Source organism: Arthrobacter sp. ISL-48, assembly GCF_018613805.1.
In the GTDB taxonomy this organism is placed as follows: Bacteria; Actinomycetota; Actinomycetes; order Actinomycetales; family Micrococcaceae; genus Arthrobacter.
Map to the genome: position 1 here is coordinate 990,104 of NZ_JAGGPL010000003.1, position 23,613 is coordinate 1,013,716.

General features: G+C 63.8%; 27 protein-coding genes. 14 read left to right on the forward strand and 13 right to left on the reverse strand.

Annotated features, from left to right (window positions below; genetic code table 11):
* Nucleotides 1-74: 74 nt before the first annotated feature.
* From J7E83_RS08435 to J7E83_RS08455, 5 genes are all read right to left on the reverse strand, one after another.
* On the reverse strand, nt 75-503 hold the full coding sequence (locus tag J7E83_RS08435; RefSeq protein WP_214960777.1) for an ankyrin repeat domain-containing protein: 429 nt from the start codon (nt 501-503) through the stop codon (nt 75-77).
* Complete coding sequence (locus tag J7E83_RS08440) at nt 500-1,585, reverse strand: folate-binding protein YgfZ (RefSeq protein WP_214960779.1); 1,086 nt, start codon at nt 1,583-1,585, stop codon at nt 500-502. The genes J7E83_RS08435 and J7E83_RS08440 overlap by 4 nt, the downstream gene beginning before the upstream one ends.
* Nucleotides 1,586-1,607: 22 nt before the next feature.
* On the reverse strand, nt 1,608-2,330 hold the full coding sequence (locus J7E83_RS08445; RefSeq protein WP_214960781.1) for a flavodoxin family protein: 723 nt from the start codon (nt 2,328-2,330) through the stop codon (nt 1,608-1,610).
* A gap of 81 nt (nt 2,331-2,411) precedes the next feature.
* On the reverse strand, nt 2,412-3,023 hold the full coding sequence (locus J7E83_RS08450) for an FABP family protein (protein WP_214960783.1): 612 nt from the start codon (nt 3,021-3,023) through the stop codon (nt 2,412-2,414).
* A gap of 168 nt (nt 3,024-3,191) precedes the next feature.
* Nucleotides 3,192-3,959, reverse strand: coding sequence for a permease (locus J7E83_RS08455; RefSeq protein WP_214960785.1), 768 nt, complete (start codon nt 3,957-3,959; stop codon nt 3,192-3,194).
* Nucleotides 3,960-4,309: 350 nt separating this feature from the next.
* Here J7E83_RS08455 and J7E83_RS08460 point away from each other — a divergent pair, with 350 nt between their 5' ends.
* Together J7E83_RS08460 and mshD are read left to right on the forward strand one after the other, a co-directional pair.
* Entirely contained in the window at nt 4,310-5,008 is a 699-nt protein-coding gene (locus J7E83_RS08460) for a response regulator transcription factor (RefSeq protein ID WP_214960787.1), read from the forward strand.
* 294 nt (nt 5,009-5,302) lie between these two features.
* Complete coding sequence (gene mshD / locus J7E83_RS08465) at nt 5,303-6,286, forward strand: mycothiol synthase (RefSeq protein WP_214960789.1); 984 nt, start codon at nt 5,303-5,305, stop codon at nt 6,284-6,286.
* Nucleotides 6,287-6,322: 36 nt separating this feature from the next.
* Here the strand turns inward: mshD and J7E83_RS08470 are convergent, their stop codons facing one another.
* Together J7E83_RS08470 and J7E83_RS08475 are read right to left on the reverse strand one after the other, a co-directional pair.
* Nucleotides 6,323-6,781 carry a T6SS immunity protein Tdi1 domain-containing protein gene (locus J7E83_RS08470; RefSeq protein WP_214960790.1) on the reverse strand — a complete coding sequence of 153 codons (459 nt, stop codon included), beginning with the start codon at nt 6,779-6,781 and terminating at the stop codon, nt 6,323-6,325.
* Nucleotides 6,782-6,874: 93 nt separating this feature from the next.
* Nucleotides 6,875-7,708: a hypothetical protein gene (locus J7E83_RS08475; protein WP_214960792.1), complete on the reverse strand. Its 834-nt coding sequence runs from the start codon at nt 7,706-7,708 to the stop codon at nt 6,875-6,877.
* Nucleotides 7,709-7,945: 237 nt separating this feature from the next.
* On the opposite strand from J7E83_RS08475, the gene J7E83_RS08480 reads away from it, so the two are divergent.
* From J7E83_RS08480 to asd, 11 genes are all read left to right on the forward strand, one after another.
* The gene (locus J7E83_RS08480; RefSeq protein WP_214960794.1) at nt 7,946-10,195 is read left to right on the forward strand and encodes an RNA degradosome polyphosphate kinase; all 2,250 of its coding nucleotides are present in this window, start codon (nt 7,946-7,948) and stop codon (nt 10,193-10,195) included.
* Nucleotides 10,196-10,205: 10 nt separating this feature from the next.
* The gene (locus J7E83_RS08485) at nt 10,206-11,174 is read left to right on the forward strand and encodes an NUDIX hydrolase (protein WP_214960796.1); all 969 of its coding nucleotides are present in this window, start codon (nt 10,206-10,208) and stop codon (nt 11,172-11,174) included.
* Nucleotides 11,175-11,254: 80 nt separating this feature from the next.
* Nucleotides 11,255-12,904, forward strand: coding sequence for a hypothetical protein (locus tag J7E83_RS08490; RefSeq protein ID WP_311379611.1), 1,650 nt, complete (start codon nt 11,255-11,257; stop codon nt 12,902-12,904).
* Nucleotides 12,901-13,350, forward strand: a complete 450-nt coding sequence (locus tag J7E83_RS08495; protein ID WP_214960798.1) for a GntR family transcriptional regulator — start codon at nt 12,901-12,903, stop codon at nt 13,348-13,350. Before J7E83_RS08490 ends, J7E83_RS08495 begins: the two co-directional genes overlap by 4 nt.
* On the forward strand, nt 13,328-14,131 hold the full coding sequence (locus tag J7E83_RS08500; protein WP_214960800.1) for a thymidylate synthase: 804 nt from the start codon (nt 13,328-13,330) through the stop codon (nt 14,129-14,131). The genes J7E83_RS08495 and J7E83_RS08500 overlap by 23 nt, the downstream gene beginning before the upstream one ends.
* Entirely contained in the window at nt 14,128-14,712 is a 585-nt protein-coding gene (locus tag J7E83_RS08505; protein WP_214960802.1) for a dihydrofolate reductase, read from the forward strand. The genes J7E83_RS08500 and J7E83_RS08505 overlap by 4 nt, the downstream gene beginning before the upstream one ends.
* Before the next feature lies 1 nt (nt 14,713).
* Nucleotides 14,714-14,932 carry an NF038396 family protein gene (locus J7E83_RS08510; RefSeq protein WP_214960804.1) on the forward strand — a complete coding sequence of 73 codons (219 nt, stop codon included), beginning with the start codon at nt 14,714-14,716 and terminating at the stop codon, nt 14,930-14,932.
* Nucleotides 14,933-15,187: 255 nt separating this feature from the next.
* Entirely contained in the window at nt 15,188-16,138 is a 951-nt protein-coding gene (locus tag J7E83_RS08515) for a hypothetical protein (protein WP_311379612.1), read from the forward strand.
* Between the two features lie 19 nt (nt 16,139-16,157).
* Nucleotides 16,158-16,820, forward strand: coding sequence for a hypothetical protein (locus J7E83_RS08520; RefSeq protein ID WP_214960806.1), 663 nt, complete (start codon nt 16,158-16,160; stop codon nt 16,818-16,820).
* 1 nt (nt 16,821) lies between these two features.
* On the forward strand, nt 16,822-17,244 hold the full coding sequence (locus tag J7E83_RS08525) for a hypothetical protein (protein WP_214960808.1): 423 nt from the start codon (nt 16,822-16,824) through the stop codon (nt 17,242-17,244).
* Nucleotides 17,245-17,443: 199 nt separating this feature from the next.
* The gene (asd, locus tag J7E83_RS08530) at nt 17,444-18,574 is read left to right on the forward strand and encodes an aspartate-semialdehyde dehydrogenase (protein WP_214960810.1); all 1,131 of its coding nucleotides are present in this window, start codon (nt 17,444-17,446) and stop codon (nt 18,572-18,574) included.
* A 103-nt stretch (nt 18,575-18,677) separates the two neighbouring features.
* Here asd and J7E83_RS08535 read toward each other — a convergent pair whose 3' ends face one another.
* A complete protein-coding gene (locus J7E83_RS08535; protein WP_214960812.1) occupies nt 18,678-19,784 on the reverse strand; it encodes a winged helix DNA-binding domain-containing protein in 1,107 nt (368 codons plus the stop codon).
* A 97-nt stretch (nt 19,785-19,881) separates the two neighbouring features.
* Here J7E83_RS08535 and J7E83_RS08540 point away from each other — a divergent pair, with 97 nt between their 5' ends.
* A complete protein-coding gene (locus J7E83_RS08540) occupies nt 19,882-20,367 on the forward strand; it encodes a hypothetical protein (protein WP_214960814.1) in 486 nt (161 codons plus the stop codon).
* Here the strand turns inward: J7E83_RS08540 and J7E83_RS08545 are convergent.
* The 5 genes from J7E83_RS08545 to J7E83_RS08565 are packed head-to-tail and all read right to left on the reverse strand — an operon-like array spanning nt 20,364 to nt 23,582.
* Nucleotides 20,364-21,431, reverse strand: coding sequence for a UDP-N-acetylmuramate dehydrogenase (locus J7E83_RS08545; RefSeq protein WP_214960816.1), 1,068 nt, complete (start codon nt 21,429-21,431; stop codon nt 20,364-20,366). The genes J7E83_RS08540 and J7E83_RS08545 overlap by 4 nt on opposite strands.
* Nucleotides 21,432-21,441: 10 nt before the next feature.
* Nucleotides 21,442-21,879 carry a MaoC family dehydratase gene (locus J7E83_RS08550; RefSeq protein WP_214960817.1) on the reverse strand — a complete coding sequence of 146 codons (438 nt, stop codon included), beginning with the start codon at nt 21,877-21,879 and terminating at the stop codon, nt 21,442-21,444.
* A gap of 2 nt (nt 21,880-21,881) precedes the next feature.
* Nucleotides 21,882-22,349 (reverse strand): MaoC family dehydratase N-terminal domain-containing protein, encoded by a 468-nt coding sequence (locus tag J7E83_RS08555; protein ID WP_214960819.1) that lies wholly within the window; start codon nt 22,347-22,349, stop codon nt 21,882-21,884.
* Between the two features lie 44 nt (nt 22,350-22,393).
* On the reverse strand, nt 22,394-22,618 hold the full coding sequence (locus J7E83_RS08560) for a DUF3188 domain-containing protein (protein WP_214960821.1): 225 nt from the start codon (nt 22,616-22,618) through the stop codon (nt 22,394-22,396).
* A gap of 22 nt (nt 22,619-22,640) precedes the next feature.
* Nucleotides 22,641-23,582 carry a DUF2797 domain-containing protein gene (locus J7E83_RS08565; protein ID WP_214960823.1) on the reverse strand — a complete coding sequence of 314 codons (942 nt, stop codon included), beginning with the start codon at nt 23,580-23,582 and terminating at the stop codon, nt 22,641-22,643.
* Nucleotides 23,583-23,613: the final 31 nt, after the last annotated feature.

The window sequence follows — 23,613 nt, forward strand, 5'->3', positions numbered from 1 at the left end:
GGCTGCCGGCTGGCCGGTGCCTGCTCCGCCGGCTGGAGCGGTTTATCCGGACGGGTTACTGTCTGACGCGCAGGTTAAGGCCCGAGCATGTCAAGGATTTCGGTGCGGGCAAACATCTGTGCCGCCGCGCGCGCGGAAGGCGAACCGGCGTCAGGATCGGCACCCGCGTCCAGCAGTACGCGCGCAACGTCCGTATAGCCTTTGAAGGCCGCCCCGGCAAGGGGGGTCTGGCCGCGGTCGTTGGCCGCGTTCGCGTCTCCCCCGTGCTTAACAATCAGCTGCACGGTCTCAGCATGGCCATGGTACGCAGCCAGGATCAGCAGGGAATCGCCCGCAGCGTTGGTCATGCCTGCAGGTGCCCCGGCAGCCAGGTAGCCCAGCAGCAGGCCGGTATCGCCTTCCCTTGCAGCCTGGAACAGCGTGTGGGCGAGGGCGACGGCCTCGTCGTCGGGTTTGTCGGCGATGTGGTGGCCGGCGTGCGGCGGCAAGCCTGGTTCAGTCATGCGCGGGTCCCTCTCAGGAATCCGGTCTGGCGGCCCACCACCTGGCCGGCGTCGGGAGCAACGATCACTTCCTGGGCCGCGATGTATGGTTCATCGCCATCCATGACGGTAAGTACTTCATCGGGACCCACGGAGCGCTTGATGAGCGCCAGCGCAACAGGACCCATCTCGTAGTGCTGGGCCACGGAGGTCACCATGCCCACTTTGCGCTCTCCGAGCAGTACCTGGCTGCCCGGCTCTGGCATGGTGTGCTGCGAACCATCCAGCTGGAGGAACACGAGACGCCGTGGCGGGTGGCCTAGGTTGTGCACCCGCGCGATGGTTTCCTGGCCCTTGTAGCAGCCTTTGGTCAGGTGCACCGCGGTTCGCAGGAGGTCGAGTTCATGCGGAATGGTTTTGTCGTCGGTCTCCGCTCCGAGCCGCGGACGCCACGCGGCGATGCGGAGGGCTTCAGCGGCCAGGACGCCGGCCAGGGGGCGGTCCCCCACCGTCTCGGCCAGGTCTGCTGCCGGCACCAGGTACTCGACCCATGGCCGGTCCAGCCCGGGATGGTCAGTTTCAGCCACCACCGAGTACGCGTAGCCGCCGGCACCAACGTGGGGCCAGGGATCCCGCCACGCAAGCATCGACGACCATTCCTCAACGGCCTTGGTAGCGCCGAGCACGGCCCACTCTGCCGAGACGTCCGTGATCTCGACGCGCAGCATGAACTTCATTTTGTTCAGCCACTCTGCCAGTGGCGCCGCTTCGGCGGCCTCGAGGATCAGCCAGGTGGTCCCGCCGTCGTCAACCACCCGCGCGTCAAATTCAATCCGCCCCTGGATGCTCAGAAGGAGCAGCTCGCTTGATTCTCCAGGCTGCAGGTCCGTGACGTGCTGCGAGGAGAGCGTGTTCAGCCAGCTCAGCCGATCCGGCCCGGTTACTGTGACCACACCTCGGTGGGAAAGATCGACGACGGCGGTACCTGCGGCCAGCGCGCGCTGCTCACGCAGGGGTTCACCGTAGTGGGAGGCGACGCCGGCGTCCGCGCCGGCTGCCTCAACGGCGCCGGGGCGCGACAGCAGTGGGCTGTGAATAGTCATATGTACTAGAAGTCCTTGATGGTCAGCGGTATTCCGGGTTTTCGAAATCGAATCGTGTGCCGGCCTTCCATTCTTCCGGAAGGTTGCCATAGGCAGGTATTCCGCCGGCGTCCTTGAGCAAGCGCGCCAGATGCAACACGTTCCAGGTCATGAACGTGGTGTTCCGGTTCGTGAAGTCAGACTGCGGGCCGCCTGAACCTTCGTCCAGGTAACTGGGGCCGGGACCCACCGGTCCGATCCAGCCGGCGTCGGCCTGGGGCGGGATGCTGAAGCCGATGTGCTGCAGGCTGTAGAGGACGTTCATGGAGCAGTGCTTGATGCCGTCTTCGTTGCCGGTGATAAGGCAACCGCCCACCTTCGGATAGAACGCCCACTGCCCCTTGTCGTTCAGTTCCCCTGAATGGGCGTAAAGGCGCTCAATCAGTTTCTTGGTCTGGGAGGAGTTGTCCCCCAGCCAGATCGGACCGGCCACCACTACGATGTCCGCTTCCTGCACCGCCGGGTAAAGCCCTGGCCAGGCATCCGTAAGCCAGCCGTGTTCCGTCATGTCCGGATAAACGCCGCTCGCGATGTCGTGGTCAACAGTCCTGATGACCCTGACGCTGACCCCCTGCTTCTCCATGATGAGGCGGCTGATGCTGATCAGGCCGTCCGTGTTGCTGGGTTCTGGGGATTTCTTGAGCGTGCCGTTGAAGAAGAGGGCTTTGAGGTCGCTGTAGTCCGTGGACTTCCGTGATGCATCCATGGCCATGCTCCCTTGGTTCACTCAGGCGCCGGTGAAGCGTTGAAAGCCCAGTCTACTGACGGTTTGGGCACACGCCGGAGGTCAGACGATCTTTTTCAGGAAGGCTGACGCGTGCGCCTCGAGTCCCTTGCCCTGCGTCGTTCCGCCGGCGGCCACGTCCCAGCGCCACAGGAGGTTGCCGTCCACCAGCCCGAAGATCCGGGTGGCGGCGCTGTAGTCCTTGGAATGACTGCCGCGCATCACCATGTCTGTGGTGAGCTGGATCTGCGGCCCCTTGATCTGCCCGTAGTACAGCTCCGAGATCCCGCCGGGGTGGGAAATGGATACAGAGATGTCGAAGCCGCCATCCTTGTTCCGCAGGGCCTCAACCTCGTCGGCGCTTTTGAGGGCCGGGACGATGTCCGCGGGGACCAGGCCGGGACCACCGTCGGCATCCAGTTGTTTGCGCTCGAGCGCCCAAAACCCGGTCTCGACGGTAAGCGGCCGAAGGAGGGTGCCGTCGTCGTCGGTCAACCAGCTTTCCGCGCGGTATTGCAGGTACGGCAGCCCGTTGTGCGTGAACGAAACGTGCTGGAAGAAGTGCTCCGAATCCTCGTCCCCGCTGCCGAGCCGGCCGCGGCCTTCCCACTCACCAATGAGCCAGGAAAGCGGAACAAGTTCTGGGGTCAGGTCTGTTGGAATCTCAATCGGCACAGCAATTACCTCGGAAAACGGCTAGCTCCGGAAAGGGTCTACTTCTGGCCTTTAAACAGGCGGTAGACCACAAAGCCGGCGAACCAGGCCATGGACAGGCTGGCGATGCCGAGCAGGACAAGGAAGAAAATTTCAAATGCAAGTACGGACATGATGCCATCCTAACGCTTAGTAGATGAGTAATTTGTCTATGAAGTAGGCCAGTGAACCTACCGCGGAAACGGGCGCCAGGCCCATACTAAGGGCCGCCGGGAGATTCAAGGGACCGCCCCGGAGCGTTACCAGCCGGCGGAAACTGACCAGCACCGCCCCCACCACCACTCCGAAGAGCGCCGCAGGCAGGACCGCGATATTCGAGAAGATTATGCCTGCCAGTGGACCGGCAAGTCCTGCGAGCACGATGCCCAGCGGTGCGACGATGCTGTCGGGCCAGCGGATCAGGCCGGCCAGCAGGGCTACCGCGGCACTGATCGCAGCCACCAGGAGCATTTCCCGGACGCCGTTAAACCGGTCTCCGGCAATCCAGCCTGCACCAAGGCAGGAAAGCAGCACACCGGCGCAACAGCCCAGGGTGGACTCCAGCCGCTGCGCCTGGCCCGTGCCGCGGATCAGCTGCACCACGAAGACGGCCATCATTCCCAGGGCAATGAAGGCGGGAGTCCAGTCAAGGAAACCGGGAGCCGGGACGAAGCCGGCAGCCAGCGCCGATCCTGCGCCCGGAAGGCCGATAACGGCGGCCAGCGTCTTTTTCGCCGGGATCCGGAGGAAGTGTGGCCAGCCGATGCCTACGGCGAGTGCCACAAGAACTGCGACGGCGGTCAATGCCTCCCGCGAGCTGTAGGCGCCGGCAATGATGGCAGCCAGCCCCGCCACCCCGAAGACCCCGATGGTCCACGAGCCCAGCGAACGTACGGGAGTCTGCAGCTCCGCGGTCATACGGAACCCGGCTCTGGCGTGCCCGGCTTCGACTCTGCACTCAATTCGCTGCATTCCATTCTGGCGGCGGTCCTGGCAAGGCGGCTGCGCCCTCCAAGGCAGGGCTTTGTGCCCACTGGCTCAATCCTGCCTTATGTGACCGGGATATGTCGCAAAACGAACCGCTGGATGCACCACATCCATAGCTGCGGGGCGCCCATTGGGTATACTCGAAGCTCAGCTACGCTTCCTGTTTCGGTTGCCGGCCGGATATCTCCATCAACGGCCCAGACCGCAGCAGTAAGACAGTACCGGCCGGTGAGAACCCGGTTCAGTCGCCCAAAGATGCGCGGACGCCCCTTGGAGGAATAATGTCGCACATCCTGTTACTGACGAACAGCACCGGATCATCGGTGGACATCCTGCCTGCCTTGGAACTCCTGAACCACCGCGTACACATCCTCGCCGCGGAGCCCACGGCCCTCCTTGAGACGGATCCTTGCGACATCGTGCTCCTGGATGCCCGTAAGGACCTGGTTGGCGCACGGTCCCTGACCCAGCTGTTGAAGGCCACCGGCCTGAGCGCCCCGTTGGTGCTTATCCTTACTGAAGGCGGCATGGCTGCCGTTTCGTCAGCCTGGGCAGTGGATGACATCGTGCTCGATTCCGCGGGGCCTGCCGAGGTGGAGGCCCGGATCCGGCTGTCCGTGGCACGGGCCGTGCCGGACAAAGAGGACGTCCCCACGGAAATCCGTGCTGCCGGCGTCGTCATCGATGAAGCGAGCTACACGGCCCGCGTCAACGGCGCAGCACTGAACCTCACTTTCAAGGAATTCGAGCTCCTGAAGTATCTGGCCCAGCACCCGGGACGCGTCTTCACGCGCCAGCAGTTGCTCACCGAGGTGTGGGGCTATGACTATTACGGCGGCACCCGGACCGTGGACGTCCACGTCCGCCGCCTGCGTGCCAAGCTCGGCGCAGATCACGAGAACCTGATCAGCACGGTCCGCAACGTGGGCTACCGCCTCACGCTGGTGCGGCAGCAGGAGGACGAACTGACCGAGGCCTGAGGCCGGTTGCCGGCTCTGAGGAAGTACGGCTCTTTTCGAAAAGACAGCAGAACACAAAAGCAACAGCCCCGGACCAATTGAACTGGTCCGGGGCTGTTGCTGTCTGTGGTGGAGGACATACGGGTCGAACGTATCGAGGCCACCCCACTGGTGGATCCCCCTCGCATCCGGCGTCATTCTGCTGGGTTCTTCTGAATTCAGCCGTGTTCCACCGGACGAGATAACGACTATACGTGTCTGCCGGGCGCCCATCAAATCGGCGCACCATCCGGCCCGGACGTATAGCCTAGCTTCATGAGTCCTGCGCACCCGGAGAAATGGCCCGTCCTCGTTGTCAGGGGCGGGCTGGACGACCAACTGATGAAGGACTGCAGGGCCCTCCTCGCTGCGGCCGAGGAATCGGACGGCAACCCCTCCCTGTCAGAGCAGACGGTCGTGACCCTGCGCGCCGGGGATTCGGCAGAGCACTCCCTCCTGACTCTGGCCCTGTACGCGCCGGACGAGGACTCCGACCCTTCCTCCGGCCAGGACCTGGCCGGGTTCGCAGTGGTGGTTGAGGAGCCGGACGGGAGCGGCCTGTTGGAAATTGCCGTCCATCCCAGCTATCGCAACCAAGGCGTGGCGGACCGGCTCGTAGGTGCCCTGAAATCCAACCGGGGCCTGGACGGGCTTAAGGCCTGGTCCCACGGGAACCACGAAGCCGCGGCGGAACTCGCCGCCAGGTACGGTTATGGCCCCGTGCGGGAACTGTGGAAGATGAGGCTGACCACCGCTACAGCAACTCTTCCCGACGCCGCCCTTCCAGACGGGGTGACGCTCCGCGCCTTTGTGCCGGGCCAGGATGAGGACGCCTGGCTCACCGCTAACCGCGCTGCCTTTGCCCACCACCCCGAGCAGGGTTCGATGACGCGGGCCGATCTGGATGCCCGGATGGCGGAGGATTGGTTTGATCCCGCAGGCTTCCTCCTGGCAGTGGACGGCGACGGGAAGTTGCTGGGCTTCCACTGGACAAAGGTCCATCCGCGGCACGGTGACCACCCTGCGATCGGCGAGGTATACGCGGTGGGCGTGGCACCGGCAGCGCAGGGCATGGGCCTGGGCAAAGCCCTGACCGTGGCCGGCATCAAGTATCTCCATGACCTGGGCCTCCAGGCCGTCATGCTCTACACCGACGCCGGCAACGCGCCGGCCGTGTCACTGTACCGGGGCCTCGGGTTCACCCGGTGGGACGTGGATGTCATGTACGCTCCAGTGGCTGCGGGTCAGTCCAACCACTGACGCGTGTCCCGGCAGCCGCGGTTCTGGTTTGACGGGTTACGACAGAGAGATGCCGCTTACTGGAGTGCCGGGCGGGAGCGTCAGAACTTGTTTACGGATTTGTCCGGCAATGTCCAGGGCCACGACGAAGTCACTGACCTCGATATTGCTGACCTCTGTTGCACCTCCCAGCACGGGCGGAACGCGGAAGCTGTAGACCTCCCCCTCGCCTGGTTGCAGACCAGAGCTCTCAGCTTGTCCAGCCAAACTGATCATCAAATACTCATCCTGCCCTGAACGTGAATTCAGTTCAGCGTTCAGCTCATCCTGAGTCGACCACTGATGGTTCAGTTCACCCGCAAGCACATCAAGGAACCAGAAGCCGTTGTCCGCCTGAAAAAAGACGTCACCGAAGGGTGAAGTGAAGAGAGGGCTTTTGCCAGCGAAGTCCAGAAACGACCACGACTCGAGGGCAGCAGCATAAAGAGCAGGTGGGAATCGACGGATGGGCTCCATATGGCGACATTAGCGGAGGCGCCGTGAGCTTCGACGGAACACGCCCACAAACGAGTGCTGTCGACGCACGATGACGCGACCGAATCCACCCGTTCAACGAGGTGAGGCAGGATTCCTGTGTGCTTGAGGGTGGGCCCGGAGTTCGACGATCCGTTCTACATCGGATCCATCAGCGAGACTGCCTTCAACCGAGAGCAACGACAGCAGCTGCAGCGGACGCTGAGCTTCCGCCGCAGCCTGCATCTTGTGGTGACCATCGAGTAGAAAATGACTAATACCCCAGTGGGCGTAGTAGTCGGTGCCGTTGTCCATCGCCGGCTGACAAACGTCAAGAATCGACACAGCCACGGCCGTGAGCTCAGACGAGCCTAAGAGTTTCTGGGCGTACGCTTTCACCCGATCGGCGTCATTCCAGGTAGGAGGCACCATCGGGACGACGAACTCGAATGCGTGCGCCGACGGATCGACCGGTGCCTGCCACGTACGGTAATACGGCGCTTGCGGATACTCGGGGAGACCCCAGAATCCTGACACGCCCCAGGTATCGACCTGTTCCTCGCTGAAGTAATCTCCTTTACGGCCCGGATACACCAACTCGGGCTGAACTCTTAGAAGCATGGGAACGTAGGATCCACCGGGCAGAAGTGCAGTGAACGCATCGAGCACACCGTCATCGATTCTGTCGATGCCCGAGTTTAGGATCTGCTGCATTTCTGGAAGCGATAATCTCTCGTTTGCACCTTCCAGACGTTTGAACAGCAGCGGGCAGGTTCCGCACCACCAAGAGAGTTCAAATGCGGGGTCCGACCCCTGCCACAGCAGGCGTCGTCCGGCCCCCTGACCATCCGATCGTTTTTCTTCACCGAACCGCAGCACTAAAGATTCGGACTCACTGACGAGCCGCGTCGTACCGGTTTCCAACAACATGATCGGGAGTCTAGCCTCCATACACCTCAAGACAGGCCCGAACGCGATGTTCCGCTAAGCTGCCTGTCTTCCCAATGCACAAGCTCCCTGAGCGCTGGCAGCATGTCCTCAGCTCGTTTGCCTTGTTGACACACATAGGAGCATCCAGGACTCCGCCGCGCTGAATGATTGTAAGGTTGAAACAGAACCGCGTCGGCCGAGAGCGCCAGCACCAAGCGCCAGGTAAGAGGAGAGACCATGAAACCGGAACCCGCTGGAACAGTCACGTCCGAAGGTGCTGCAGCTCCGGTTCGCGCCCGCTTCGGTTCATCAGAAGTCCCCGCCTCCCGTGCGACGCAGGACCGGATCGACATCCCTGAGTTTGCACCCAATCTGGAGCCCGAAGGGGACATCCGGCCGGACCGGTTCCTCGACCGTGAACTCAGCTGGCTCGCCTTCAACTCCCGCGTGCTGGAACTTGCCGAGGATTCGACCCTCCACCTGCTCGAGCGGGTCAGCTTCCTCTCCATCTTCGCCTCCAACCTGGATGAGTTCTTTATGGTCCGCGTTGCCGGGCTTAAGCGCCGCATCGCCACCGGGCTGGCCGTGCCGTCGCCCGCAGGCCTCAGCCCGGTTGAAGTCCTGGAAAAGATCGGCGAGGAAGCCCACCGCCTCCAGCAGCGCCACGCCCAGATCTTCTCGGAACAGCTCCGGCCCGCATTGGCCTATGAGCACATCCACCTCATGCACTGGGACGAGCTCGATGACGCCGCCAAACAGCAGCTCAGTGCCATGTTCGCCGAGAAGGTCTTCCCCATCCTGACCCCGTTGGCCGTTGACCCCGCGCACCCGTTCCCTTATATTTCAGGCCTTTCCCTGAACCTGGCAGTGGTGGTCCGCAACCCGGTAAGCGATAAGGAACTCTTTGCACGTGTAAAGGTGCCTGACCAGCTGCCACGCCTGATTTCCATCGACGGTCCCCGGGCAGGCGCCGTGGCCGGGCGGGTGGCCCGCTTCATCGCGCTGGAGGAAGTCATCGCCGTCCACTTGGACAAGCTCTTCGCCGGCATGGAAGTCCTGGAACATCACATCTTCCGGGTCACGCGGAACGAGGACGTCGAGGTGGAAGAGGACGACGCCGAGAACCTGCTGCAGGCGCTGGAGAAGGAACTCCTGCGCCGCCGGTTCGGTCCTCCAGTGCGGCTCGAGGTCACCCACGACATCAATCCCAATATCCGGGCCCTGCTGATCCGCGAACTCGGGGTGGAGGAGTCCGAGGTCTACTCGGTGCCCGCGCCCCTGGATCTCCGCGGGCTGTCAGTCATCGCGGCCATTGACCGTGCAGACCTGCATTACCCAAAGCATGTGCCTCACACTTCCCGGTACCTCAACGAGTCCGAGACGTCCAAGGCCGCAAACGTCTTCGCTGCCATGCGCCGGCGCGACATTCTGCTCCACCACCCCTACGACTCTTTCTCCACCTCCGTGCAGGCGTTCCTGGAGCAGGCAGCCTCGGACCCGAAGGTCCAGGCCATCAAGCAGACCCTGTACCGGACCTCAGGGGACTCCCCCATCGTTGACGCCCTGATCGACGCTGCGGAGGCAGGCAAGCAGGTCCTGGCACTGGTGGAGATCAAGGCGCGGTTTGATGAGCAGGCCAACATTTCGTGGGCCCGCAAGCTAGAGCAGGCCGGCGTCCATGTTGTCTACGGAATCGTCGGCCTGAAGACACACTGCAAACTTTCCCTGGTGGTCAGGCAGGAAGTGGACGGGCTGCGCCGCTATTGCCACATCGGCACAGGCAACTACCATCCCAGGACTGCCCGGTACTACGAGGACCTGGGCCTGCTCACGGCTAACGAGCAGGTTGGTGAGGATCTGTCCAAGCTTTTCAACCAGCTCTCCGGCTACGCGCCCAAGTCAACGTTCAAACGGCTCCTGGTGGCACCCCGGTCCGTCCGGTCCGGGCTCATCGACCGGATCGAGACCGAAATCCGCAATGCCCGGGCGGGACTGTCCGCCCGGGTGCAGATCAAGGTGAACTCCATGGTGGATGAGGCAATCATCGACTCGCTGTACCGTGCATCCCAGGCCGGGGTAAAGGTGGACGTCATTGTCCGCGGCATCTGCTCGCTGCGCCCGGGTGTGCCAGGCCTCAGCGACAACATCACAGTGCGCTCGGTGCTGGGCCGCTTCCTGGAACACTCCCGTGTGTTCGCCTTCGCCAACGCTGGCGATCCGGTGGTGTACATCGGCTCGGCCGACATGATGCACCGCAACCTGGACCGCCGGGTTGAGGCGCTGGTGCAGCTGGCCAACCCCGACGACGTCACGTATGTCCTGGACCTGCTCCGCCGCTACATGGACCCGGAGACAGCCAGCTGGCATCTGGACAACCAGGGCATCTGGACTCGGCATCACATCGCCGATGACGGCACCCGCCTTGAAGATGTTCAGTCCTGGCTGCTCGCATCGCGGTCGCGCCAGCGCACCTTGAGCCGGCGATAGGACTGACGCATTGTCAAGCGATGCACTCGTAGCGGACCAGACAGACCATCCAGGGGAACCGGTAGCGGTCATCGCCGCGGGAGCCCTGCCATGGCGGGTCAACAAGGACCAGCTTGAGGTCCTGCTCATCCACAGGCCGCGGTATGACGACTGGTCCTGGCCCAAGGGCAAGATCGACGCCGGCGAGACCATTCCGGAATGCGCCGTGCGTGAAGTGCAGGAGGAGATCGGGCTCACCGCGCAGCTTGGCATCCCCCTTCCGCCCATCCACTACCACGTGGCTTCGGGACTGAAAGTGGTGCATTACTGGGCGGTCCAGGTCAACGGAGCACGGCTTGTCCCTGACGGCAAGGAAGTGGACAGTGTTATGTGGTGCGCCCCGGACAAGGCAGCGTCCCTGCTCTCCAATCCCTCCGACGTCGTTCCGCTGGAGTACCTGGGGACGGCCCACGAACGCGGTGAATTGAGCACCTGGCCGCTGGTCCTGGTGCGCCATGCCAAGGCCAAGCCCCGGTCCTCCTGGACCAAAGCCGAAGGCGAGCGGCCCTTGGCCGCCACGGGAATCCGGCAGGCGAAGGCGGTGGGGCGGCTGCTGCAGGTGTGGCGACCGCTGCGCGTGGTAAGCAGCCCGTGGCTGCGGTGTGTGGCCACAGTCATGCCCTACGTCAACGCCTCAGGGGCGAAGGTCAAGCTTGCGGACAACCTAACGGAGCACAAGCATGCCAGGAATCCCAAGAAGACCGCTGCGGTAGTCGAGTCCCTCTTCGACAAACAGCGCGCCGTGGCCGTCTGCACCCACCGCCCGGCACTCCCCACGGTGATGGACCAGCTGGCCAGGCACATGCCAGCCCAGCTACGCGAGATCCTGCCGTCCTCGCAGCCGTACCTGTCGCCCGGAGAGATGCTCGTATGCCATGTGGCACCAGGGGCCAAGAACCGGATCGTGGCGGTAGAGCAGTTCAAACCGTTCGAGGATTAGCAACTGAGCCCGGCCCTGCTTGACCCGGGAAACTTTGTATCATGTACTTAGTACATTGATGCGCAGTCTTGGGGGATGAAGTGCTTGATATCAGTGGTTTTGACGTGATCTTCCAGCATGTAGCGCCCATGGTCCTGCTGTGGCCTTTCCTCCTGGCCGCCGGCGTGTATGTCCTGCTCCGCTGGGTGATCTCGGCCCCGGAAGGCGGAACGTCCAAAGTTACTGTCTCCCAACATGCCCTCTGGGTAGGGGTAATCGGCTGGCTGGGCAGCTCCCTGCAGCAGGCCTCGAACGCAGGGATCCTCCCCGTGAATGCGGGCTCTGCCGCAGTGGCCACACCCGGGGCCATTCTCACGGTACTCGCCTGGCCCATCCTGGGATGCCTCGCGGTGCATGCAATCGGACAGCTCAGCTATCCCGGTCCCCGCCTGCCTCGCCGGATGGCCACCCTTGACGTCCGGCGGGTACTCGACTTCCTCCCGCGGCCCCTGGCGTGGACCGTTGCCGCTATTTTCCTGGCATCGGCTGTCCAGATCGCCTGGGTGGCAACTCTTCAGGGATTCGATCCAGTCCCCTCCACCGCTGTGGAGGTACATCCCCGAGATTCCACTGGCGCGGGACGCGCCGGGCGCATTCCGGGCATTGACCTGGCCGCCTACCTGGGCGCCGGGCTGATGGTGCTGGCGATCGGTACGGGCCTTGTCCTCATGCTCATTGCCAAGCGCCGCCAACTGGAAGCACTGGACGCCGGCGAGAACGATCTGCTGCGTACCATCGCGATGAACAGGCTGCTGCGCACCGTGGCCACCATCGCGGCGGGACTGGCCGCCATTGCCGGGAACTTCGCAGCATGGCCAGATCCCTCTGGCCCCACGAACGGCTGGTTCAATCCTGCCGGCCTTGGTTCACTGGCTGTACTGCTGGCTATGTGGTGGTGGGTCCCACCCAAGCTTGCCGGCAGACAGGTTGGCCGCAAGGGGCGCACCCTTCCCGCTTCGGCAGCTGCCACGCAGCCCGCCACCAGGCTCTCCGTCTCGCTGGGCGCGGCCCTCAGCCTTGCCCCGGTGATACCCGCCATTGCAGGCTTCTTCTTTCCTGGCGTGCTCTTTTGGGGACAGCCGGCATGGTTCGCGGCATTGACGGCGGCGGCGGTACTTGCCGTCATCGCTGCCGGGGAGCTTCTGATGCACCGCAACCACGGGTCCCTCCACGAACCGAGGACGTGGCCGCAGCAGCCGGTCAGCCCGGCGCTGCTAACCACAACCGTCATCACACTCACTCTCCTCGCCGCGGTGGCCTTGGTTACCGCGGCAGGTGAAGCGATGCTGGCCGCTCCGCCCAGCTGGACCACAACGGTACTGGCTACCAGCACTGTCGTGATCCTTTCGTCGCTGCCGCTTGCCGCTGCCCGCTTCCGGCGTGGCATCACGGCGGTTGTCCCCGGCTTGGATGCGGCGCTCCGCGCGATCACAGTGCACCGGGTGGTCCGCACCCTGGCAGCCTGCTTCGCCGTCCAGGCGGGCTTGCTGCTCATCACGGCCAGCCGTGCGTGGCTACCGATCCTTGGACTGCCGCTGGAAGCGGGGCTATCCCCCTGGCAGCCTTCGGTCACCGCGGGCGCGCTGGTTGCCACAGCAGGAGTGGTCATTGCCGTTATTCCCGTCAGGGGCTTTGCACGCACTCCGGCCTCCCCCCGACAGCGCAAAGCCGAAACCGAAACCGTGCAGTGAACGCCGGAATCTCGGTCGATCTACGGTCAGCGACACCGCCGTACGAGCAGATCCGCTCGCAGATCAGCTCTTTGATCGCAATAGGCGCCCTGACCCCCGGCAGCCGCCTGCCCACTGTCCGCAGCCTTGCCGCCGATCTTGGCATTGCCGCCGGCACTGTGGCCCGGGCCTATAAGGAACTGGAGGCGTCAGGCTCCATTGAATCCCGACGGCGGCTGGGCACAGTGGTTTCCCCCGGCAGCCGAGGCGGGCCCGGCGGCCGGGACGCCGTTCCGGAATCGGTCACAACCGCCGTCGGCCTCCTGGTCAGCGCCAGCCGCGATGCAGGGTTGAGTGACGAACTCCTGCTCGACCTGGTACGCGGAAAACTCAGAAAGGCTGACCCTCCACGGAACCAGGGCCCAGGCAAAGTAGACTTTAGCCGTGAGCATCCCAACGCCTTATGAAGACCTCCTGCGCGACGTCATGGCGCACGGCACACACAAGTCCGACCGCACGGGAACGGGTACCACCAGTGTGTTCGGCCGCCAGTTGCGCTTTGACCTTGGCGGGAGTTTCCCGTTGATCACCACCAAGCGCGTCCATTTCAAGTCGGTCGCTGTAGAGCTTCTATGGTTCCTGCGGGGCGAATCCAATGTGAAGTGGATGCAGGACCAGGGCGTGACCATCTGGAATGAATGGGCGGACGCAGAGGGCGAACTTGGGCCGGTGTACGGCGTCCAGTGGCGCAGCTGGCCAACCCCCGAAGGCGGCCACATTGACCAAATCGCGGAGTTGGTGGAGAACCTCAAATCCAACCCCGACTCACGCCGCCATATCGTGTCCGCCTGGAATGTCTCGGAACTTAAAGACATGGCACTGCCGCCGTGCCACGCGTTCTTCCAGTTCTACGTTGCGGACGGCAAACTCTCCTGCCAGCTCTACCAACGCAGCGCCGACATGTTCCTGGGTGTGCCCTTCAACATCGCGTCGTACGCCCTGCTTACCTGCATGATCGCGCAGCAGGTGGGACTGGAGCCCGGAGAGTTCGTCTGGACAGGAGGCGACGTGCACATCTACGAGAACCACATGGACCAGGTCCTCAAGCAACTGGACCGGGAGCCGTACGAATACCCGCAGCTCAAGATCACCCGCAAGCCGTCGTCGATCTTTGACTACACGCTGGAAGACTTTGAGGTGGTGGGCTACCGGCACCACCCCACGATTAAGGCCCCGATCGCCGTATGAGCACCGAAAACACTGCAGATCCCCAGTCCTTTGCCCAGGAGATCGCGGATTCCGTCTCCGGGGTGGGCCTTGTCTGGGCCCAGACCGCTAACGGCGTCATTGGCAAGGACGGCGATATGCCGTGGCACCTGCCGGAGGATTTAAAGCACTTCAACCAATTGACCATGGGTCATCCCGTGATCATGGGCCGCAAGACATGGCTGTCCTTCCCGGACAAGTACCGTCCCCTGCCCGGCAGAACCAACATCGTCATCACCCGTCAGAAAAACTGGGCGGAGACACCCGAGGCGGTAGGCGCCGTCGTGGTTCCCTCCCTGGACGATGCCCTCCTCGAATCCCAGTTCGTGGACGGCGGCGAGACCGTGTGGATCCTCGGCGGAGGAGAGGTCTTCCGGCAGTCCACCGACCTTGCCAGTGTTGCAGTGGTGACCACCATTGACGTGGAGGCCGACGGCGACACGTTCGCGCCCGAGCTTGGCGAAACGTGGGAGGCGGCGGCCTCAGTTCCCCCCGACGGCTGGCTGACTGCCGCCAACGGAACGCGGTACAGGTTCACCAAATGGATACGGACGGAGGGCTGACATGCTGAAGAAGCCGGAAACCCTCTTTGTCCTCGGCTACATGCTGTTGCCGTTGCTCGCCCTGCTGTCCGCAATCGTTGGCCTGACCATGATCCTGGGCGGCAACAAAATCGCTGGCATCATCGTGCTCGTTGTGGTGACGCAGGTCTTCGCCTTCGGTGCCTTCTTTGCGCTCCGGGCCCGCAAGAGCGCCGTCATGGAGGAAATGGACCGCCGTTAGTCGCTTCGCGCACGGGGATGTTCCAGGGGTCCTTAGAAATGGCGGAAGACATGGTTGACAGGAAAGTCTTGGCGGAGGGGCGGTGTTCTGTCGTCTGACGGCACGCTCTTTGACCCCAGCCGCTTCAACGTGCGCGCAGATCAGCTAACAACCATGGGCAGTCCAGCCCATCGCAGCCCTCCCGTGCATCTATTAGAGTTGTGCTGGCAGCCTGACGGATGGCTGCAGCCTGAATATTTTGGGGGGACATTGCTTGTGGCAGGAAACTTGTGGGGCGCGGACGTTGCCCAGCTGAGGACTCTCGCGCAGCAGCTTGGCAAGGTTTCGGACAGCCTGCTCCAGCAGTCGTCGCAGCTCAGCAACCAGATCAACAACAACCCTTCATGGAAGGGGCAGGACGCCGCCAAATTCCGCTCGGACTGGAATGGCACGCATCGAGCGCTGATCCAGCAGACGGCGTCCGCGCTCAAACAGCAGTCCAAAAGGCTGCTGGAGAACGCCAATGAGCAGGAGAAGGCGAGCCACTCCGGCGGCGGACCGGGTGTCTCCGCGGGAGTTCCTGAAAGTGGCGGCCCGGCTGGCTCCGGGCAACCGCGAATCGATCCATGGGGACCGGACTGGCTGGCAGATCCTGACTCGCCGTTCCGCGACGGCTGGGACATTTACAGCCTGACGAAGGCATTTCCCAACCTGCGTGCCGGCCTCTTTGACATCGGCGCGATGCTCCATAAGTCGCGCATCGGCGATTTCATGGACCCCGCGGCATGGCGCGCGTTCCAGAATTCAAACGAATTCAGCAAGTTCTTCAACATGTCCAACAGCTTGTTCGAGGGAAAATTTCACGAAGTACTGAATCTGGCCGACGACACCAAGGCCTTCAAAGTCATCGATGGGTTCAGCAAGGGACTGGGCGTTATTGGTGTCGGCCTGGACGGCCTCGACGCCTACAACAACTTCCAGGAGGGCGATTACGGTTCGGCCGCCTATTCAACCACGAAGGCACTCCTGGGTGCTGGATCCTTCCTGCCGCCTCCTGCCGGCACGGCTTGCATGGTGGCCAGCGGCGCACTTGCCCTCTACGACAACGTCCCTGTCATCCACGACTCCGTCAACTATGTCGGCGGCAAGATCGCCGATGGAGCGGAGGCCGTCGGTGATGCAGTCAGCGACGGCGCCGAAGCCGTCGGCGACTTTTTTGGCTTCTGAGAACTGAGGAGAAAATCGAGTGACTGAATCTATGACTTCCGCTCCATCCACTGCCGAACATGTGTACCCGGACGCCTTTGGCTTTGGCTTCGCGGAATTGCTGGTCCTCCTGAACCTCAGGCGGGGCCCCGAAGCCACAGCGTCCGCGGAGGCGCTGCGGCTCGGGAAAGAACTCGACGATGCTTCGCTGATGTCCGCGGGGGCTTCCTCGCTGGTGGCCAGGGGAGCCGCCAAGGCCGCCCTCGGCGGCGAACTCTCCGTTGCCGGTCCGGTGGCAGCGGTCACGGCCGCGCTGACGCAGGCCACCAAGCGTGTCCAGATCAACCTCCTGACCGCCGATTCGGTGGACAACGTCCTGTCCGTCGAGTCCCCGGAGTACAGCATATTTCTGCAACCCAGGGCCTATCTCAGCTGGTTCGCCATGGCACAGCGTCCAGATGTGAGCCCGGCAGAGGCCAACCTTTACATTGTCCGCAAGCACCTTGAGGACAACCCGGCGGGCGGTGCCACAATGCGGCTGCTGGAGGATCCCACGAATCAGCAACTGCTCATCAAGCGGACCGGCGAAAGCTGGACGGTAGGGTACGGAGCGCTCGACGGGCCATCCCAGGCCATCCAGGAATTGAACGGCCTCAGCGAACCCCAGGTGCTGGATCACATCCGAACCATCCGACAGGACTAGCGTGCAGTCCGGAACAACCAGCGGCGACAGCGCTAGCCACGACAACCAGGTCCGTGCCTTCCATAACGAAGCCGTGGCGCGGGGCGAGAAGCGTGTCTTGTGCCGCACCACGGATGGACGGCTCTACAGCTATGCCCGCGATGAGATCGGCGTGGTGACCGCCAGTTCCCACCCCACGGTCCGGTCTGCCGGCGGCCTGATTGCAATGGCAGTTTTCTTCGCGGCCCTGGCCGTGTTTTCGATTATGCTCGTGGCCGCTCCCACCGGCAGGGGCCAGGATCCAATGTGGGGGGCCCTTGTTTTGACTGCTGCGGGCGTCGGCGGTGTCGTGTATTCCGCCCGCTTGGCCGCCAAAGCCTACAAGGCCAAACGCGTCCGTGCAGAACGCGGCATACCGGAGCCCACCTCACGGCAATTCGACTGACCGGGCTCGCCAACGTCGCGGTGGTCACCACCATCGACGAAGAGGCCGACGGCAGCGGCGGCGCGCCGCGGTGTCCCGGAGCCAGGCTTCTGAGGCGTCTTGCGGCGGTGCGTTCCGGCGTCGCATACTCCGGACGTCGTACATTCGCGGGTGACGTAACCGACTGCGCCCAGCGCATTCCAAAGTCTAAACTGGACGAATGACTACAGCAGCTAATCCGTCCGTTGGACTGGTCGGTTGGCGTGGCATGGTCGGTTCCGTCCTGATGCAGCGCATGCAGGACGAGGGCGACTTCGCCAACATCAACCCGGTATTTTTCTCCACCTCAAACGCGGGAGGTGCCGCCCCGACGTTTGCAGAGGGGGCTGGCAAGCTCGAGGATGCGTTCGACGTCGACACTTTGGCGAAGCTGCCTATTATTGTCACCGCCCAGGGCGGCGACTACACCAAGCGCGTCCACACCGAGCTGCGCAGCCGAGGCTGGGACGGCCTCTGGATCGACGCTGCCTCCACTCTGCGCATGAACGATGACTCGATCATCGTGCTGGACCCGATTAACCGCGATGTCATCGACAAGGGCTTGATCAACGGCACCAGGGACTTTATCGGCGGCAACTGCACGGTCTCCTGCATGCTGATGGGTCTGGGCGGCCTGTTCAAGAACAACCTGGTCGAATGGGGCACCTCCATGACGTACCAGGCTGCCTCCGGCGGCGGCGCCCGGCACATGCGCGAGCTGCTCAGTCAGTTCGGCACGCTCAACTCCCAGGTCAGCACGGAACTGGACGACCCGGCGTCGGCCATCCTGGACATCGACCGCAAGGTCCTGGCCCACCAGCGCACGGACATCGACGCCACCCAGTTCGGCGTGCCGCTGGCCGGGTCCCTGATCCCCTGGATCGACGCGGACCTGGGTAATGGCCAGTCCAAGGAGGAGTGGAAGGCCGGGGTCGAGACCAACAAGATCCTGGGCACCTCGGAGGAGAACCACGTCATCATGGACGGCCTGTGCATCCGTATCGGCGCCATGCGCTCACACTCCCAGGCCCTCACCCTGAAGCTCCGCGAGGACCTTTCCGTGGCCGAGATCGAGAAGATCGTGGCCGAGGACAACGAGTGGGCCAAGGTGATTCCGAACACCAAGGAAGCCTCCATGGCGGGACTGACCCCCGTGGCCGCATCGGGCACGCTGGACATCCCGGTGGGCCGTATCCGGAAGCTCGAAATGGGCCCCGAGTACGTCAGCGCCTTCACCGTAGGCGACCAGCTCCTTTGGGGCGCTGCGGAGCCGCTTCGGCGCATGCTCAACATCGCGACAGGGACCCTGTAGCCTGCCTATTGCCTAACGACGGCCCTGCCCCGCACGAACGGTGTCGACCAGCACCGCTCCTGCGGGGCAGGGCCGCTCGCCAGGGCGAGAGGCTTCTTTGCGCTCAGCGGTCCAGGAACGTCAGATACTGTGCGGCGGCCTTGTTGAATGCTGCCTGGGCACCCGGGCCAAGGGGCTTGTTGTCATCAAAGAGTTCAGGCTCGACGGCGCTGCCCCGGCCGTTGCCCTGGCGTGCCCACGTTCCGATCACCTCTCCCCCGACGACCAGTGTCTTCTTGAAGACGCCGTTGCCGCCCGGGACGATCTTCCCGGCGTGCTCGGGTGCCAGGACCAGGCTCCGGTCCGTGTAGCCAAGCACAAACTCATCAAAGCCGGGGAGGAGGTGGACTGATCGCTGGCCGGGGACACCGGCGTCGAGCAGTGACGCGGTTCCGGGTGACACCCAGTAGCTCGTGTCCTCGAAGCTAAGTTCAATGAGCTGGCCGCGGATTTCCTCGAAGACGGCCCGGACCTCGGTGAGGGGGACCTGTGTCCACCAGGCGAAATCGCGGAGCGTAGCCGGGCCATGGCTCGTGAAGTAACGCAGCATGAACTCGGCGATGGCTTCCTGCCGGTCCAGGCCACGGGAGACGGGGATCCAGTCGTCGAACGCCACAAGCAGTTGCTGGTTGGCTGCCAGCGGCCCCTGGACCAGCCAAGCATTGCGGCACAGGGTTCCCAGAATATGGATGCCCCGCTGCCCGCTTGTCGACTGCCCGGCAGCGTCAAAGACCGAAAAGAGCTCAGTCCGGCTGACGGGACCTTCACCGGCAATCCGCTCCAGGGCAATATCGCGGCACTTCTCAATGTCGGAACGGGTGATGTCCAGTTCCCTGTGCCTTCCCGCTATCCCCCTGCTGAGGCGGTCGTTGGTAATCTCCAGCATCCAGCGCAGGTCTTCGGGCGCCACGAGGTGAAGAGTGCCGCGCATCGGCCACGAGCGGACCACGCTGCCGGCGTCGATCGCGGCCCGGACGTCACCCACACCGGCCCCCGGAACCCGCACACCGACGGCCCATAACGCTGCCTGCAGATCCTGCGCCTGCATGGCCGTCATCCACCGAACTGCATCGGCCGCCGAGCCGAACCCGCTTCCGACCAGCCGTTGGGAGGCCAGCCGCAGCCGACCCATGATTTTGCGCGTCATCCGGTTTCCGGCTGTTATCGCCATGCCCTCATCCTAGGGTCACGGCCTGACAACCGCAGCCAGGAGTTCGCCGCTTCCGACCGGGTCCGGAAGCAGAGAGCACTGACGCTAGGGTAGAACCATGACTTTGGGGAGTTTGTGGCAGTTGTTCGCGCGCGAAACAAAAGGATGGATGGTCGGCGGAACTCTTTCGGTCCTGGTGGGAGTTGCCGCTGGACTGCTCGCCGTCGCCGGATTCCAGGCCGATGACACATCCGAGCTATGGCTGCTGCTGCCCTCCCTGATATTCAGCCTGGGCGGAGGCTACGCCGTCCTGTTTCCGGGTGTCCGAGTCAGCCGCAACAGGCTCCGGATCATCCGCGACTGGCGGCGGCACCCGGGCGGCGGCCGGATCCTTTGGATCCTTTCCCAGGCCATCGCCGTCATCGGTCTCCTGACCTGCATTTTGGCGGGTCCCACCAGTCCGTCCCTGCCGGGGCTTTTGGTCTGGCTCTTTATGGGCCCCTACTTGGCCCTCCTCGGCTGGGCCTCGGCCGTCCTGGGAATGGCAGCGAACGTGCGGCTGATCGACGGCGACGCCGCCGACGTCAACGCCATTTCCCGCTAAAGCTCCAGCCCGATAAGCAGCGGTTCCGGATGCAGTTCGATGCCAAAGCGTTCGACGACGCCGGCACGCACCGCACGTGCGATGGCCACCATGTCCTCGGCGCTGGCGGAGCCGCGGTTGGTGATAGCAAGTGTGTGCTTGGTGGAGAGTGAGGCCCGTCCACCGGAAACACTGTTTTCCGACAGGCCAAAACCCTTGCCGAACCCGGCATTATCGATCAGCCAGGCTGCGGAAAGCTTCAGCAGGCCATCTTGACCGGCAGGATACCGCGGCGCAGAATCCGGCAGTCCGGCCGCCACCTCTGCAGGGACGATGGGGTTGGTGAAGAACGAACCGGTGGAATACGTGTCCCTGTCGGCCGGGTTCAGCACCATGCCTTTGGAAGCCCGCAGCCGCAGCACTTCCCGGCGGACATCGTTCGAATACGCCCGCTTGCCGGGCTCCACACCCAGTGCACGCGCCAGCTCCGCATAACGAATAGGCGCACTCATCCGGCCGAGGGGCAGCTGGAACTCAACCGTGAGCACCACGTAGCGGGGGGACCCGTTCACGGTGGTCTGCTTGAGGATGGAGTCCCGGTAGCCGAACTTCAGCTCCGAGTTGGTGAAGGTCTTCACGGCGTTCCGCGAGCGGTCCCAGGTCCGCACCACGGCGATGGTCTGGGAAACATCAGAGCCGTAGGCGCCCACATTCTGCACCGGCGTCGCTCCGGTGGCACCCGGGATACCGGCGAGGGCCTCTATGCCGGACCACGCATGCAGCACTGCGTGCTCCACGAGGGCGTCCCAGTTGTGTCCGGCCTGGACCACCACTGCCACCCCGCCGCAAGAGTCCTCGGCGTTGACCGTGAACCCTTCTGAGGAGATCCTGACTACCGTTCCGGGGAACCCGTCGTCGGATATCAGGAGGTTGGAGCCGCCGCCGATGATCAGCAGCGGCTCCCCCGCTGTATCGGCTGAGCGGACTGCCTCGATGATTTCAGCCTCGGTCCTGGCCTCGATGAACCCGCTGGCCGGGCCCCCGACGGCGGCAGTGGTCAGGGCGGAGAGCAATGTCCGGGTCACCTGTTCACCCTCAGGACAGCCTGACGACTGCCTGGGCCTTCATCAGCACCTTCTGCCCGGCTGAGACGACGGTCAGGTCGACACGGGCGGTGCCGGCATCGGGGTCGACCTTTCCGACAGCGCCGCTGACTTCGATGGTGGCCCCGGGTTGACCGGTGCCGGTGGTGTCGGCCACCAGGATCGGTTTGGTGAAGCGGGTCTGGAAGTCGACGACGGCGGCAGGGTCGCCTGCCCAGTCAGTCACCAGTTGTACGGCGGCTCCCATGGTGAACATGCCATGCGCGATGACGCCGGGAAGTTCCACGCCGGTGGCGAAGGCCTCGTTCCAGTGGATGGGGTTGAAGTCACCGGAGGCGCCCGCATACTTCACCAGGTCCGTGCGGGTGACCTCGATGGTGCGGCTGCCAATGTCCTGGCCGGCGGTGAGTTCGTCGAAGCTGGGGCTCATGGTTACTGTCCCTCTCCCCGGACCAGGATGGATGATGTGGTGGTGGCGACGCTCTGGCGGTCCCCGCCGTCGTTCCCTGTCAGGGCGAAGATTTCCGAACGCGTGGTAATCATGGCCCCACCGCCCATGGCGCGGACGCCGTCCACGTGCAGCTCGGCCACCAGCCGGTCGCCGGCGAAAATCGGACGGTGGTGGGTGAAGCGCTGGTCCGCGTGGACTACCCGGGAGAAATCGATACCGGAATCCGGATCCTCGATCAGCTGGGCATCGGCCCGCTGGGCGATGATGATGGCAAACGTGGGCGGAGCCACGAGGTCGCTGTGTCCCAGGGCCTTGGCGGCCTCGACCTCAAAATGGGCCGGGTGGGTGGCCTTGACCGCGCGAGCAAACTCGCGGATTTTCTCACGGCCGACGTCGTACACCTCTGCGGCAGGGTAGCTGCGGCCCTGCAGGTCCGGATTGATAGTCATGGCCTCAAGCCTATCGTTCCGCCACCGGCCACCTGGCAATCCGGCTACTTGCGGAGGGTCTTCCGGACCTGGCGGCCACGGTACCCGAAGCCCACCAGGTGCAGGATGAGCCCCAGCCCGATCACCGGCAGTGATGCAGTGACCAGGCCCTGGTTCTGTGCAGTGTTGCCCGCAATATTGATGGCAATTCCGGCGGCGATGAGGCCCATGGCAGTGAAAACCAGGACTTTATAGGAAGTGGGCGCGGTGGCCCAGAATTCATTCAGCACCCTGACAGTCTACCGAGCCTGTTCAGAACAGGGATTCCTGCACAGCCGGCACCTCCGAGGCGAAGTCACCCAGGACAATCGGCCGGGCGGCCAGCCGGCCGAGGTTCACCACAAACTGTGCGTCGGTGCCAGGAAGGGCGGCAAGCGCGTTTGGACCGCAGAGAGCAGCAACGCGGAATCCGTGCTGGCCGGCGTCCAGGTCGTGTGGATAGGCATGCCGGGCAGCCGGCGCGCAGAGGGCAGCAGCCTGGGCCGGCCGGACCCACTCTTCTTCGATAACATCGAAGCCGCCGACGCCGGCCTGCCCCAGTGATGCCCGGACCTTGGCAGCAAGCCCGCCATTGATGGCGTCCAGTTCCGGCCCCGGCCGCGGCTCAGTCAGGGCCTGGGCCTTAGCCGCCGACCGGACCCGCTGCGCGAGCCCGGTTTCCCGGCTGACCATGTCCTCAAGGATCCGCACCACCCGGCCGTCCTCCGCCCTGGCCACATACCTGGCCACCACGGCTCCCTGTTCTGCCAGCCGGTTCCATTTTCTGAGGTTTGAGGCGGTGCCTACCTTGCTGGCGCCACTCGCAAAAGTGGCAACGTACAGCCAGTGTTCCTGCATGAGGTAGGTTCGCAGCCCGTCCGGGACGCGGCCGCCCCGATGGAAATCGTGGATAAGCCGGGAATCGTCCAGGACAAGGCACCGTTCGCATTGCTTGCCCCTGGTCGCCTGAGCCCTGGCGGGGCAGAGAACGTGTTCACGCTTGGAAGCTGAGAAAACCTTGTGATGCCCCAGGCAGAACCTGCCGCCTGCCGCGAGGCGGAATCCGAGGCTTGATCCGGGGCCGAGGCTGATATCCCTGAGCGCTCCTGAAGGCGGCTGGAGCCGTAAAACCGGGCTGCCGCCGTCGTGCCCGCGGGTCCGGGCCGGCGCACCATCCCAAAAGACCCCGTGGACCAGATAGCTGCTATCGGTCACGGGGTCTCCTGTGCTGCTCTGCAAAAAAAGG

Coding starts and splice junctions, on each gene's coding strand:
- mshD (WP_214960789.1), top strand. CDS start 5,303: ATGAGTCCTGCGCACCCGGAGAAATGGCCCGTCCTCGTTGTCAGGGGC.
- J7E83_RS08460 (WP_214960787.1), top strand. CDS start 4,310: ATGTCGCACATCCTGTTACTGACGAACAGCACCGGATCATCGGTGGAC.
- J7E83_RS08440 (WP_214960779.1), bottom strand. CDS start 1,585: ATGACTATTCACAGCCCACTGCTGTCGCGCCCCGGCGCCGTTGAGGCA.
- J7E83_RS08475 (WP_214960792.1), bottom strand. CDS start 7,708: ATGTTGTTGGAAACCGGTACGACGCGGCTCGTCAGTGAGTCCGAATCT.
- J7E83_RS08435 (WP_214960777.1), bottom strand. CDS start 503: ATGACTGAACCAGGCTTGCCGCCGCACGCCGGCCACCACATCGCCGAC.
- J7E83_RS08535 (WP_214960812.1), bottom strand. CDS start 19,784: ATGGCGATAACAGCCGGAAACCGGATGACGCGCAAAATCATGGGTCGG.
- J7E83_RS08470 (WP_214960790.1), bottom strand. CDS start 6,781: ATGGAGCCCATCCGTCGATTCCCACCTGCTCTTTATGCTGCTGCCCTC.
- J7E83_RS08555 (WP_214960819.1), bottom strand. CDS start 22,349: ATGACTATCAATCCGGACCTGCAGGGCCGCAGCTACCCTGCCGCAGAG.
- J7E83_RS08480 (WP_214960794.1), top strand. CDS start 7,946: ATGAAACCGGAACCCGCTGGAACAGTCACGTCCGAAGGTGCTGCAGCT.
- J7E83_RS08540 (WP_214960814.1), top strand. CDS start 19,882: ATGACTTTGGGGAGTTTGTGGCAGTTGTTCGCGCGCGAAACAAAAGGA.
- J7E83_RS08445 (WP_214960781.1), bottom strand. CDS start 2,330: ATGGATGCATCACGGAAGTCCACGGACTACAGCGACCTCAAAGCCCTC.
- asd (WP_214960810.1), top strand. CDS start 17,444: ATGACTACAGCAGCTAATCCGTCCGTTGGACTGGTCGGTTGGCGTGGC.
- J7E83_RS08550 (WP_214960817.1), bottom strand. CDS start 21,879: ATGAGCCCCAGCTTCGACGAACTCACCGCCGGCCAGGACATTGGCAGC.
- J7E83_RS08505 (WP_214960802.1), top strand. CDS start 14,128: ATGAGCACCGAAAACACTGCAGATCCCCAGTCCTTTGCCCAGGAGATC.
- J7E83_RS08455 (WP_214960785.1), bottom strand. CDS start 3,959: ATGACCGCGGAGCTGCAGACTCCCGTACGTTCGCTGGGCTCGTGGACC.
- J7E83_RS08510 (WP_214960804.1), top strand. CDS start 14,714: ATGCTGAAGAAGCCGGAAACCCTCTTTGTCCTCGGCTACATGCTGTTG.